Below are 12631 nucleotides of genomic sequence, written 5' to 3'. Positions count from 1 at the left end.
CTGCGCCCCTCGAAAATCAGTAACAGTTGCGGGATATCTGCATGAAACGTACTCCACACCTGCTCGCCATTCAGTCGCACGTCGTGTTTGGCCATGCCGGTAACGGCGCCGCCGTGTTCCCCATGCAACGGGTAGGGGTCAACGTCTGGCCTTTGAACACAGTGCAGTTCTCCAACCACACTCAGTATGGCCAGTGGGCGGGAGAAGTGTTGGCGCCAGCGCAAATTCCCGCGTTGGTGGAAGGGATTGCGACGATTGGTGAGCTGGGCAACTGCGATGCGGTGCTCAGTGGCTACCTGGGCAGCGCGGCCCAGGGGCGGGCAATCCTTGAGGTGGTGCGCCGGGTCAAGGCGGCCAACCCCCATGCGCTGTACCTGTGTGACCCTGTCATGGGCCACCCGGAGAAGGGCTGCAGCGTGCCGGCGGAGGTCAGTGACTTTCTGCTGGATGAGGCAGCCAGCCTGGCGGACCTGCTATGCCCCAACCAGTTGGAGCTCAATACCTTTCATGGCCGCACCGCAGAGTCTCTGGAAGACTGCGTGGCGATGGCGCGCTCGTTGCTGGCGCGTGGCCCCAAGGCGGTATTGGTGAAGCACCTGGCCTACCCCGGCAAGGCCGCCCAGGATTTTGAAATGCTGCTGGTGACCGCCGACGGCAGTTGGCACCTGCGCCGCCCGTTGCTGGCGTTCCCGCGCCAACCGGTGGGTGTGGGCGACCTGACGTCGGGGCTGTTCCTGGCTCGCCTGCTGCTGGGCGACACCCAGGTAGCCGCCTTCGAGTTCGCGGCGGCCGCGGTGCACGAGGTGTTGCTGGAAACCCAGGCTTGCGCCAGCTATGAGCTGGAGCTAGTGCGTGCCCAGGACCGTATCGTGCACCCGCGGCTGCGTTTCGAGGCCCAGCGCCTGGCGTTTTAAATACCGTCGTCCTTGATGTCGCGGTAGCGCTGTTCCAGTTCCTGACGGATCTGGCGGCGCTGCTGTGCCTGCACGAAACGGCGCTTGTCTTCGCTGGTCTGGGGTTCGAGGCGGGGTACCTGGGCCGGCTTGCGCTGGTCGTCGACCGCTACCATGGTGAAGAAGCAGCTATTGGTGTGGCGCACGGAGCGTTCACGGATGTTCTCGGTGACCACCTTGATGCCCACTTCCATCGAGGTGTTGCCGGTGTAGTTGACCGACGCCAGGAAGGTCACCAGCTCACCTACATGAATAGGTTCGCGGAATATCACCTGGTCCACCGACAGGGTCACCACGTAGCGGCCGGCATAACGGCTGGCGCAGGCGTAGGCCACTTCGTCGAGGTACTTGAGCAAGGTGCCGCCATGCACATTGCCAGAAAAGTTGGCCATGTCCGGGGTCATCAGAACAGTCATCGACAACTGGGCGTTTCCGGGTTCCATAGTGCACTCACGGTTATGTAGCGGTAGTTGAGGGGCGCACCTATGCTGGCGCTTGCCCGCTGGCATGTCCTATCTCTTTCGGGACGTTGGCCATGGCCCGTGCGTCACAGCCTTGGCTGGCGACGGATCTGTTTCCACTTGTTGCATCGGCCTTTGCGACTGTTTCGCGGTGTTAACCTCAGCCCTTGAGATGTTACACCGTGAACAGGAGCCGGACCCATGCATGCCATCAGTTTCATTCAGGACCTGGCCGTGATCATGCTGATAGCCGGTGTGGTCACGGTGATTTTCCACCGTTTGCGCCAACCGGTGGTGCTCGGCTATATCGTCGCCGGCTTCCTCATAGGCCCGCATACCCCACCCTTCAGCCTGATTCACGATGAAGACACCATCAAGACCCTTGCCGAACTCGGGGTGATATTCCTGATGTTCTGCCTGGGCCTGGAATTCAGCCTGCGCAAGCTGTTCAAGGTAGGGGCCACTGCGTTCATCGCCGCCTTCCTGGAAATCGTCCTGATGATCTGGATCGGCTACGAGATTGGCCGGTGGTTCGGCTGGAGCACGATGGACTCGCTGTTTCTGGGCGCGATCCTGGCGATCTCCTCGACCACCATCATCGTCAAGGCACTCAACGACCTGAAGATGAAAAACCAGCGTTTTGCCCAACTGATTTTCGGTGTATTGATCGTCGAGGACATTCTTGGCATCGGTATCATCGCGCTGTTGTCGGGCATCGCCGTCAGCGGCTCGGTCAGCTCGGGGGAGGTATTTTCCACCGTTGGCAAGCTGACGTTGTTCATGATCGTCGCCTTGGTGGTGGGCATCTTGCTGGTGCCGCGGGTACTGGCGTATGTCGCGCGCTTTGAAAGCAACGAGATGCTGCTGATCACGGTGCTGGGTTTGTGTTTCGGTTTCTGCTTGCTGGTGGTGAAGCTGGAATACAGCATGGTGCTGGGGGCGTTCCTGATCGGTGCGATCATGGCCGAGTCGCGGCAATTGCTGAAGATAGAGCGGCTGATTGAACCGATTCGCGACATGTTCAGCGCCATTTTCTTTGTGGCGATCGGGTTGATGATCGACCCTGCCATTCTGGTTGCCTATGCCTGGCCCATCGCGGTCATCACCGTGGCGGTGGTGCTGGGCAAGATGGTGTCCTGCGGGCTGGGCGCGTTCATTGCCGGCAACGATGGTCGTACCTCGCTGCGGGTTGGCATGGGCCTGTCACAGATCGGCGAGTTTTCTTTCATCATTGCCGCGCTGGGCATGACCCTGCAGGTCACCAGCGACTTTCTCTACCCGGTTGCGGTGGCAGTATCGGCGCTCACCACCTTGTCCACACCGTACCTGATTCGGGCAGCGGACCCGTTGTCGGCGAAACTGGCGGGCTGGGTGCCCCAGCGCGTCGGCCGGGTATTCGGGCTGTATGGTGAGTGGTTGCGCAGTATCCAGCCACAAGGGCAGGGGGCGTTGTTGGCGTCGATGATCCGCCGCATTTTGTTGCAGGTAGGCGTCAACCTGGCGTTGGTGATGGCTATTTTCTTCAGCGCTGGCTATTTCGCCGGTCCCATCGCGCGCTACATGGGGCAGTGGGTCAGCGACCCCAGGTGGCACAACGCGCTGATCTGGGGGGCGGCGTTGCTGCTTTCGCTGGCGTTCCTGATAGCTGCGTATCGCAAGCTCAAGGCGCTGTCGATGCTGCTGGCGGAAATGGGCGTAAAACCGGAGATGGCGGGCCGCCATACCGCGCGGGTACGAAAGGTGGTGGCTGAGGTAATTCCGCTGGTGTCGCTGCTGGTGATCTTCCTGCTGCTGGCCGCCCTGTCAGCCAGCATCCTGCCCACCAGTGAATTGTTGATACTGGTCGGGCTGGTGGCGGCGGCGGTCGCCGCGGTGCTGTGGCGCTGGTTCATCCGCGTGCACACGCGCATGCAGGTGGCCCTGCTGGAAACCCTGGGGAGCAATCAGGACAGCCACTGAGCTGCCCTGCCTGCACCTGCCGGGTTGCGCTGCGAAGCTTCAGCTTTCCAGCCAGACGTCTCGTGCCCAATGCCACACCGATTCCCAGCTCTCTTCGGTAACCAGTTCTTCTTCGCCGGACCACAGCACCACGGTGCCGTCTTCTTCGACACAATAGAAGTCCTCGCCGTCCTGGCAGATCGGGATCAGGTCGCGGGGCACGCCCGAATCCCAGGCGTTGGCCGCCACTTCCGGCAGATAGGTGTGCGACTGCGGGTCGGTGACGGTCACCGGCTCCAGGCTGCCGTAGACCACATCGCTGACGGTCAGCAGGAACTCCTTGAAGACGAACGGGATATTGATGAACAGTTGTTCCTCAACCTCGACCAGTTGGTCCTCATCGGGCAACTCGAGTGGAACGGGTACCGGTTCATTGGCTTCCCGGAGTTGTTCGATCACTTCTTCCACGGTGTATATCCTCTCAACGAATTGCGCGGTGCGGTTTATACATTAGCTGGATATTTTCGCAATGTTAAAAATGAAAAACCCCGGCCTGGGCCGGGGTCTCTCTGTGCAATACCTCTGGATCAGCCGTTCTGGCGAATCCCGGCAATCAGCCAAGGCTGGTTGTCGCCCTGGGCACGTTCCATGTTCCAGCTCTCGCTGAACACTTCGCCCTGGTCGAAACGCGAGTTCTTCGACACGCCACTGAAGGTGAGGGTGGCGATGGTCTTGTCGGCACGGTCGTCCACGCCATCGAGCTGCACCTGCAGGTTGTCGATGAAGGTCGACTGGAAGCCGTCACCCAGGCTTGCGCGCTCCTGACGCAGGAACTGCAGCATCTGCGGGGTCACGAACTCGGCGATCTTGTCCATCTCGTTGGCGTCCCAGTGCTGCTGCAGGGCCTCGAAGTGGCTGCGCGCGGCGGCCAGGAAGTTCTCCTGGTTGAACCAGGCCGGGGCATTGATGACCGGGCGTACAGGTTGGCCGCCGGAGCTGCCGAAGATGGGCTGGGCCGGTTGCTCGAAGGCTTCACGCTGGAAGGGCGCGCCGGCCGGGGCCAGGTGCTCCTGCTGCTTGCGTCGACGCGCCGCGATGAAGCGGAAAATGACGAAGGCAATGACCGCCATGATCAGGATGTCGAAGAACTGCAGGCCCTGGAAGCCGCCGCCCATGAACATGGACGCCAGCAGGCCACCAGCGGCGATACCCGCCAATGGGCCGAGCCAGCGCGAGGCACCACCGGCGGCAGGTGCTGCACGGCCAGCAGCGGCGGCAGCACCCGCGCCCGCGGCGCCGGAAGGGGAAGGGGTGACGGACTGGTGGGTCGGTGCATTACCGAACGACTTGCCACCGCCGAAACGCTTGGCATGAGCGTCGATGCTCATGGTCAGGCCAATGCAAAGCGCGAGCGCGATGCTGAGGAAACGTTGCATAGGGAAATTCTCGTGTGTGGATTGCACTGCTGCCATGTTGCACAGATGGGCAGGTCATGGCCAGTGACATAATGTTTCGGGCTTTTACCGAGCGAAACAAATCACGCGTGATACCAGGCAGGGTCCTGCCATGGCGGTAGCGGCGGACCTGGCCGCGTCACAAGCGCCGCGCACCACCAGGCGCGCGGCGTTGCGCTTCAGAGCGCTTCGAGCTTGGCGTAGCCCAGCATCAGCCACTTGCTGCCCTCGCTGAAGTTCACCTGCACCCGAGCCTGGGCGCCGGAGCCTTCGAAGTTGAGGATCACGCCTTCGCCAAACACCGCATGGTTGACCCGCTGGCCCAGGGTGAATTCGGTTTGCGGGATGCTGGCGCCGCCGAACAGGCTGCTGGTGGACTGTTTCTGGCTGCCGCCGAAGGGCCGGCTGACGCTGTTGGACAGGCGCACTTCCTGCACCAGCCCGGCCGGGATCTCGCGTACGAAACGCGACACCTTGTTGTAGGTTTCGCTGCCGTACAGGCGACGGGTCTCGGCGTAGGTCATCACCAGCTGCTGCATGGCGCGGGTGATACCCACGTAAGCCAGGCGGCGTTCCTCTTCCAGGCGGCCAGGTTCTTCCAGGCTCATCTTGTGCGGGAACAGGCCTTCTTCCATGCCCACCAGGAACACGTGGGGGAACTCAAGGCCCTTGGCGCTGTGCAGGGTCATCAACTGGATGCTGTCTTCGTGCTCGTCGGCCTGGGTATCGCCGGCTTCCAGCGACGCGTGCCCAAGGAACGCGGCCAGCGGGGTGAGCTCTTCGTCTTCCTCGGCGGTTTCGAAGTTGCGCGCGGCGCTGACCAGTTCCTCAAGGTTTTCTACCCGTGCCTGGCCTTTTTCACCTTTCTCTTCCTGGTGATAGGTGATCAGCCCGGATTGCTCGATGACGGTCTGGGTCATCAGGTGCAACGGCATGTCCATGACCTTGGCGGCGAGGTTCTCGATCAATTCCATGAACGCGCCGAGGGCATTACCAGCCCGGCCTGTCAGGCCTTTGTTGGCCACCAGCTGGCGCATGGATTCCCACATGGAAATCTGCGCGTGGCGTGCGTGGTCGCGAATGGCTTCGACGGTTTTTTCGCCAATGCCGCGCGGTGGCACGTTGATGATCCGTTCCAGGGCCGAATCATTGCCACGCCCTTCCAGCACCCGCAGGTACGCCATGGCGTTCTTGATTTCGGCGCGCTCGAAGAAGCGCTGGCCGCCATAGATGCGGTACGGAATACGTTCGCGCAGCAGCGCTTCTTCCAGCACCCGTGACTGGGCGTTGGAGCGGTACAGGATGGCGATGTCACTGCGCGACATGCCGGTCTTGATCGCCGCTTCGATGGTTTCCACCACATAGCGCGCTTCGTCGTGTTCGTTGAAGGCGGCGTACAGGCTCAATGGCTCGCCATCGCCGCCGTCAGTCCACAGTTCCTTGCCCAGCCGTCCGGTATTGTTGGCGATCAAGGCGTTGGCAGCCTTGAGGATCCCGGCGGTGGAGCGATAGTTCTGCTCCAGGCGAATGGTCTCGACGTCGGGGAAGTCCGCCGAATACTGGTGAATATTCTCGATTTTCGCCCCACGCCAGCCATAAATGGACTGGTCGTCATCACCGACTACCATCAGGCTGTCGCCGCCTTGCGCCAGCATCCGCAACCAGGCGTACTGAACGGCGTTGGTGTCCTGGAACTCGTCCACCAGCAGGTGGCGGAAACGGCGCTGGTAATGTTCCAGCAAGCCCTTGTTGTCGCGCCACAGGTCCAACGCGCGCAGCAGCAGTTCGGAGAAGTCGATGACACCGGCACGGGCGCAGGCCGCCTCGTAGGCCTCGTAAATGGACTTCATGGTACCCAGGAACAGGTCACCACCGGCCTGGATGTGTTGCGGGCGCAGGCCTTCGTCCTTCTGGCCGTTGATGAACCATTGCGCCTGGCGGGCCGGCCAACGCTGCTCGTCCAGGCCCAGCTCGCGGATCACGCGTTTGACCAGGCGTTGCTGGTCGTCGCTGTCCAGGATCTGGAAGTTCTGGTTCAGGTTCGCTTCCTGCCAGTGGGCCCGCAGCAGGCGGTGCGCCAGGCCGTGGAAGGTGCCTACCCACATGCCGGCCGGGTTGATACCCATCAACTGCTCGATACGCTGGCGCATCTCGGCGGCGGCCTTGTTGGTGAAGGTCACCGACAGGATCGAATGGGGGGAGGCCTGTTCGACCTGGATCAACCAGGCGATACGGTGCACCAGCACTCGGGTTTTACCGGAGCCAGCACCGGCCAGGACCAACTGACGGCCGACGGGGGCCGCTACGGCCTGCCGTTGGGCATCGTTGAGGGAATTCAGCAAAAGGGAGAGGTCATCGCGCATTCGCCCATTTTAGGGTGCTGAACAAGATTGGAGCAAACTTGGCGTGCGAGTGGTCGGTAGAAGACCGACCACCATCAGCGCCACGGGGCTTTGGCCGGGCATCGGCCTTGTGTATGCTCGGTGCACGTTCGGGCTTCCCACATTAATAAGAATACTGCCTATGACACTTGCCACAGGTCCCGCTTCCATGGAGGGCCAACGGGAGATTCGCCGCAAACATGCCGCCCAGTTGGCGGTGGAGCGCACGCGCCTGTTGTATCAGGGCTCGTTGCTGCCCACGTTGCTGATGTTGCTCAACGGCCTGGTGTGCGCCTGGCTGCTGTGGGAACCGCAGCACTACCTGCTGGTGAGCATCTGGCTGGTGTGGCTGACCGCGCTGGTGGCCATGCGCGTCATCCAGGTGGCGGCGTTCGACTCGGCGATACCTGACCGCCAGGCGGAACCGATCTGGTTGCGCATGTTCCTGTTCGGGTCCTTCATCAGCGGCCTGACGCTGGCCGGGGCGGCGATATTGCTAGTGCCCACCGATAGCTTCGTGCAACAGGCCTGGGTGTTTGGCTTGCTGGGCGCGGCCACCCTGTCGGCCAGCGTTGCCTATGCGGTGAGCCTGCCGGCCTTCCTGAGCTTTGCCCTGCCATGCCTGTTGCCGCCCATTGGTTTCCTTTTCGTGATCGGCACCGGTGCCCAGCACGGTTGGGGTTGGTTGGGGCTGATTCTGTTGGGTGCGCTGATCGTCGTGGCCTGGCAGGTCAACCGCCTGATCGAGCGCAGCCTGATGCGGCGTTTCCAGAACCAGGACCTGATCGAGCATCTGCAGCGCGCCCAGGCCGGCAGCGCACGGCTGAACCAGGAACTGGCCAAGGAGGTGGAGCAGCGCCGCCACGTGGAAGCCGAGCTGCGTGAAGCGCACTCGGGGCTTGAGACCCGCGTGGCATTGCGTAGCCAGGAGCTGGATGCCGCCAACCAGGCGCTCAGCAAGAGCGAAGCACGCCTGGCTCTGGCACTGGAGGCTAGCGAGTTGGGGTTGTGGGACTGGGACCTGCAATCGGACGAGGTGCACCACACCCACGTCAAGCAGCTGTTCGGCCTGGAGCCCGAATACGTCACCGACATGCTGCGCCACCTCAAGCCACGTCTGCACCCTGAAGACTTGCCGCACCTCAAGCGCACCCTGGTGGAACACATGAAGGGCCGCACCGAGGACTACCGCATCGAATACCGCATTCGCCATACCGATGGCCGCTGGCGTTGGATCGAGGACCGCGGGCGGGCGGTGGAGCGCACCGATGCAGGCAAGGTGCTGCGCATGCTCGGCACCCGCCGGGATATCAGCGTCACCAAGTCTCAGGAGGACCAGCAGCGCCTGTCCGCCATGGTTTTCGAGGCATCCGGGGAGGGTATCGTCATCCTCGACAGCGACTACACGGTGCTGTCGGTGAACCAGGCGTTCATCAGAATCACCGGTTACAGCCGCGAAGAGGTCCTGGGCCGCAATATCGTGGAGTTGCCCTGCAGCCGTGATGCTCGCCGCTATCATCGGCAGATCGACGATGCCTTGCAGCACACGGGGCATTGGCAGGGCGAATTGGTGGAGGCGCGCAAGGCCGGCGAGCTTTACCCGCAATGGCTGCAGCTCAGCGTGGTGCGCGATCATCGGGAAAAAATAAGCCATATCATTGCTTTCTGTGCCGATCTTTCATCACGGCGCGAGTCGGAAGAGCGCATGCGCTTCCTCACCCACTACGATGAACTGACTGGCCTGGCCAACCGCGCGCTGTTCCGCGAGCGTTTGCAGGAAGCCAACCAGCGGGTGCGCCAGGGCGGCCGCAGCCTGGCGTTGCTGCATATCAACCTGGACCGCTTCAAGTTGCTCAACGAAACCCTGGGCCACGAGACCGCCGACCAGTTGCTCAAGCAGATGGCCCGGCGCATCACCAACGCCCTGCCCGAGGCCGACACCATCGCGCGGTTGTCAGGCGACGAGTTCGCCGTGCTGTTCGACGCCTACGCCAACCTCTCCAGCCTGGCCCGGGTCACGAGCCGCTTGCTGGCCAAACTGCGCGTACCGCAGGTCATCGAGCAGCAGGAACTGGTGGTCAGCGCTTCAATAGGCATCAGTTTGCTGCCTGACAATGCCCGTGACGTGTCGGCGTTGGTCAGCCAGGCGATCATGGCCATGCAACACGCCAAACACCTGGGTGGTAACAATTTCCAGTTCTACACCGAGAGCCTGCAGGCCAGCACGCTGGAGCGCCTGCAGCTTGAGCAGCAGTTGCGCAAGGCCATCGACGAACAGCAGTTGGAAGTGTACTACCAGCCCAAGTTGTGCCTGGAAAGCGGGCGCTTGAACGGAGCGGAAGCGCTGGTGCGCTGGCGGCACCCGACCATGGGCATGGTGCCGCCGGGCGAGTTCATCGGCCTGGCCGAGGAAAGCGGGCTGATCGGGCCCATTGGTGAGTGGGTGTTGCGCCAGGCCTGCTGGCAGGCCTGTGAATGGCAGCGCCAAGGCCTGCGGCCCATCCGGGTGGCGGTGAACCTGTCGGTGCACCAACTGCGCCAGGGCAAATTGGTCAGCCTGGTACGTCAAGTGCTCACCGACACGGGCCTGGAAGCGCGCTTCCTGGAGCTTGAGCTGACCGAAACCCAATTGCTCGATAGCGTGGAGCACATCATCGCGACGTTCCACCAGTTGCAGGCGCTGGGCGTGAAACTGGCCATCGACGACTTCGGAACCGGCTACTCTTCCTTGAGCTATCTGAAGCGCTTTCCAGTGGACTACGTGAAGATCGACCAGGCCTTCATCCGCGGCCTCGCCGAAGGTAGTGAGGATGCGGCCATCACCCGTGCCATCATCGCCATGGCGCACAGCCTGCAGCTGAAAGTGGTCGCCGAGGGTGTGGAAACGCACACGCAGCTTTCGTTTCTGAACGCCCATGGGTGTGACGAAATTCAGGGTTACCTCATCAGCAAGCCGCTGGAGGCCGAGGCTTTCCGGGCATTGTTGATGGAAGACCATGATTACGCCGGGCAGCTTGAACAGGTTCATTCGCGAACTTGAATATGGTTTAGCTGGGCGTGTCGCGGGTCATGTAGTATAACTACAAGAAAGCTACATCGGTCTTTCGGTCCTGAATGAGTCCTGTCCATTGAACCTGTTGCAACACATCGCCCAGTCTCGCCACCTGTTACGCAAGTCGGAGCTCAAGGTCGCCGACCACGTGCTGCTTGACCCTGCGGCCGTGATGCATAGCTCCATGGCAGACCTGGCCCACAACGTAGGCATCAGTGAGCCGACCATCGTCCGTTTCTGCCGGGCCATTGGCTGTTCGGGGTTTCAGGACCTCAAGCTCAAGCTGGCCCAGAGCCTGGCCGCGGGCGCCAGCTTCGGCCAGTTCGCCATTCATGAAGATGATTCGGTGGCTGACTACAGCCTGAAAATCTTCGATACCACGTTGCACACCCTCATGGAGGTGCGCGAACACCTCGACGCCCAGGCGTTGCAGCGCGCCGTCACCGCCATGGCCCAGGCCCAGCGGGTAGAGTTCTATGGATTTGGTGCCTCAGGCGCCGTGGCCGCGGACGCCCAGCACAAGTTCTTCCGGCTGTTGCTGACCGCCGCCGCCTATTCCGACCCGCACATGCAGGCCATGTCGGCCGTGACCTTGAAGCCGGGCGATGTGGCCATCTGTATCTCGCAGTCCGGCCGCTCCAAGGACCTGCTGATCACCGCCAACCTGGTGCGCGAAAGCGGCGCCACCTTGATCACGCTGTGCCCGAGCCAGACGCCGCTCGCCGAACTGTCCACGGTGAACCTGGCCATCGACGTGCACGAAGACACCGAAATCTACACCCCGTTGACCTCGCGCATTGCCCACCTGGTGGTGATCGACGTGCTGGCCATGGGCGTGGCCATGGCGCGTGGCCCGAGCCTGGTCAACCACCTCAAGAGCGTCAAGCGCAGCTTGCGCAGCCTGCGGCTGTCGCCCAAGTCGATCAAAGCCCTCGACGACTGATTAGCGCTGACCGCTCACCAGGCTTCCCCGGTCCGACACGACGCGCGCGATCCCTATGGGGCCGCGCGAAGCTCGGAAAGCCGGCAGCACAGATTTAACCGAACAGTCACACCTGTGCCCCACAATCGTAACCGCCCGAGCCCAGTCTGAACTCCCCGCACTCGAACTGGGAGACACGCAATGGCTCGTTACTTCGATGGCTTGCAGGAGCAAGGCAGCAAGCAGACCAAGCGTCAGCAGGAAGACCAGCGCCGCATGGAATTTCGCCGCGCGATCGAAAGCTATTCCGAGCAGCGCCGTCTGCTGCAGGAAATCTCCGACTATCCCGACTCCGATACCTTCAACTACTGGCAGGCAGCGTCGGCAACCGGCCTGAAAAACGCTCAGCCAGGGCAGTGATCTGCACGCGTTCCGTGCGAATGAATGCCTGGAATGCCAGGGCCACGGGTGAAAGGCGCTTGGTCTTGGCTTGCACGATGCACCAACTGCGATAAAGCGGCAGTTCTTCGACCGGTAATTCTTTGAGCACCCCTGTGGCCAACTCCATGTTCAGCGCATGGCGGGTCAACAGGGCCAGGCCAAGACCGGCGATGACGCTTTCGCGCTGGGCGTCGGCATTGGCCACCTCCAGCGTCTGCGTGAAGTGCACGCGTTTCTCCTTGAAATACTCTTCGCAAGCCATGCGGGTGCCTGAGCCCTGTTCGCGCATCAGCAGCGTGTGTGGCTCCAGGTCTTGCAGGCGCAGGCGGTCCAGCTTGCACAGGGGGTGGTCCGGCGGCGCCACGGCGACGATCGGGTTGTTCAGGAACGGCATGAACTCCAGCCCCATGTCCTGGGGCACCATCGACATGATGATCAGGTCGTCGCGGTTATCCGACAGGCGACGGATGGCCTGTGCACGGTTGCATACCGTCAGGCTAAGGTTTACCTCTGGGTGCTGGCGCTTGAAGGCCGCGAACAGGTGGGGGACGAAGTATTTGGCGCTGGACTCCACTGCCAGTTTCAATTGGCCCTGCAGCGACCCCTGCATGTCGGAGAGCTGCATGTCGAAGTTTTCCAGGCGTCCGAAGATGTCGCGGCTGGCCCGTTGCAGTGCTTCGGCGGCCTCGGTGAGGTAGAGCTTTTTACCCACGTATTCGAACAATGGCTGGCCCACTAGCTCTTCAAGCTGGCGAATTTGCAGGCTGACGGCCGGTTGTGTCAGTGACATTTCCTCCGCAGCGCGGCTGTAAGAGCGCAGGTCACACACCTCATTGAAAATCTGAAGTTGCCGTAATGTCATACGCATCAATGACTTACGCATGTATCACGCCTCGCTGCAGGTGGTCTGAAACCATAACTATAAGGTTTCCTTTATGGCTGACCTAACAAATATTGATTTTTGTTAATTGTTGCAGGACGCTACTGTTAATTGGCGACTGGCCAAGCGGGCCGGGTCATGCGCCGGCT

General features: G+C 61.7%; 10 protein-coding genes. 5 read left to right on the top strand and 5 right to left on the bottom strand.

What is annotated here, in order from left to right:
• Positions 1-41: 41 nt before the first annotated feature.
• Complete coding sequence (gene pdxY / locus HWQ56_RS28555) at positions 42-914, top strand: pyridoxal kinase PdxY (RefSeq protein WP_158152966.1); 873 nt, start codon at positions 42-44, stop codon at positions 912-914.
• Here pdxY and HWQ56_RS28550 read toward each other — a convergent pair.
• A complete protein-coding gene (locus HWQ56_RS28550; RefSeq protein ID WP_158152965.1) occupies positions 911-1396 on the bottom strand; it encodes an acyl-CoA thioesterase in 486 nt (161 codons plus the stop codon). The genes pdxY and HWQ56_RS28550 overlap by 4 nt on opposite strands.
• Before the next feature lie 219 nt (positions 1397-1615).
• On the opposite strand from HWQ56_RS28550, the gene HWQ56_RS28545 reads away from it, so the two are divergent.
• The gene (locus HWQ56_RS28545; protein WP_176572296.1) at positions 1616-3373 is read left to right on the top strand and encodes a cation:proton antiporter; all 1758 of its coding nucleotides are present in this window, start codon (positions 1616-1618) and stop codon (positions 3371-3373) included.
• Between the two features lie 39 nt (positions 3374-3412).
• Here HWQ56_RS28545 and HWQ56_RS28540 read toward each other — a convergent pair whose 3' ends face one another.
• The 3 genes from HWQ56_RS28540 to uvrD all read right to left on the bottom strand — a co-directional run bounded on the left by HWQ56_RS28540 (position 3413) and on the right by uvrD (position 7169).
• Entirely contained in the window at positions 3413-3820 is a 408-nt protein-coding gene (locus HWQ56_RS28540; RefSeq protein WP_158152963.1) for an SMI1/KNR4 family protein, read from the bottom strand.
• Between the two features lie 119 nt (positions 3821-3939).
• The gene (locus tag HWQ56_RS28535; RefSeq protein WP_158152962.1) at positions 3940-4788 is read right to left on the bottom strand and encodes a Tim44 domain-containing protein; all 849 of its coding nucleotides are present in this window, start codon (positions 4786-4788) and stop codon (positions 3940-3942) included.
• Between the two features lie 197 nt (positions 4789-4985).
• Complete coding sequence (gene uvrD / locus HWQ56_RS28530; protein ID WP_176572295.1) at positions 4986-7169, bottom strand: DNA helicase II; 2184 nt, start codon at positions 7167-7169, stop codon at positions 4986-4988.
• Positions 7170-7329: 160 nt separating this feature from the next.
• On the opposite strand from uvrD, the gene HWQ56_RS28525 reads away from it, so the two are divergent.
• From HWQ56_RS28525 to HWQ56_RS28515, 3 genes are all read left to right on the top strand, one after another.
• Complete coding sequence (locus HWQ56_RS28525; protein ID WP_176572294.1) at positions 7330-10227, top strand: putative bifunctional diguanylate cyclase/phosphodiesterase; 2898 nt, start codon at positions 7330-7332, stop codon at positions 10225-10227.
• Between the two features lie 88 nt (positions 10228-10315).
• Positions 10316-11182, top strand: a complete 867-nt coding sequence (gene hexR / locus HWQ56_RS28520; protein WP_158152959.1) for a transcriptional regulator HexR — start codon at positions 10316-10318, stop codon at positions 11180-11182.
• Positions 11183-11362: 180 nt separating this feature from the next.
• The gene (locus HWQ56_RS28515) at positions 11363-11581 is read left to right on the top strand and encodes a PA3496 family putative envelope integrity protein (protein ID WP_176572293.1); all 219 of its coding nucleotides are present in this window, start codon (positions 11363-11365) and stop codon (positions 11579-11581) included.
• Here HWQ56_RS28515 and HWQ56_RS28510 read toward each other — a convergent pair.
• The gene (locus tag HWQ56_RS28510) at positions 11523-12485 is read right to left on the bottom strand and encodes a LysR family transcriptional regulator (RefSeq protein ID WP_176572292.1); all 963 of its coding nucleotides are present in this window, start codon (positions 12483-12485) and stop codon (positions 11523-11525) included. The two genes, HWQ56_RS28515 and HWQ56_RS28510, sit on opposite strands and share 59 nt — an antisense overlap.
• Between the last annotated feature and the right edge of the window lie 146 nt (positions 12486-12631).

Origin of the sequence: Pseudomonas eucalypticola (assembly GCF_013374995.1) — a bacterium.
GTDB classification, from domain to species: domain Bacteria; phylum Pseudomonadota; class Gammaproteobacteria; order Pseudomonadales; family Pseudomonadaceae; genus Aquipseudomonas; species Aquipseudomonas eucalypticola.
Note: the sequence above shows the minus strand (reverse complement) of the source record. Positions and strands in the feature narration are given on the sequence as shown.

Bases quoted from the DNA above. Each gene is read 5' to 3' on its own strand.
- pdxY (WP_158152966.1), top strand. From the start codon at position 42: ATGAAACGTACTCCACACCTGCTCGCCATTCAGTCGCACGTCGTGTTT.
- HWQ56_RS28550 (WP_158152965.1), bottom strand. From the start codon at position 1,396: ATGGAACCCGGAAACGCCCAGTTGTCGATGACTGTTCTGATGACCCCG.
- HWQ56_RS28545 (WP_176572296.1), top strand. From the start codon at position 1,616: ATGCATGCCATCAGTTTCATTCAGGACCTGGCCGTGATCATGCTGATA.
- HWQ56_RS28535 (WP_158152962.1), bottom strand. From the start codon at position 4,788: ATGCAACGTTTCCTCAGCATCGCGCTCGCGCTTTGCATTGGCCTGACC.
- uvrD (WP_176572295.1), bottom strand. From the start codon at position 7,169: ATGCGCGATGACCTCTCCCTTTTGCTGAATTCCCTCAACGATGCCCAA.
- HWQ56_RS28525 (WP_176572294.1), top strand. From the start codon at position 7,330: ATGACACTTGCCACAGGTCCCGCTTCCATGGAGGGCCAACGGGAGATT.
- HWQ56_RS28515 (WP_176572293.1), top strand. From the start codon at position 11,363: ATGGCTCGTTACTTCGATGGCTTGCAGGAGCAAGGCAGCAAGCAGACC.
- HWQ56_RS28510 (WP_176572292.1), bottom strand. From the start codon at position 12,485: ATGCGTAAGTCATTGATGCGTATGACATTACGGCAACTTCAGATTTTC.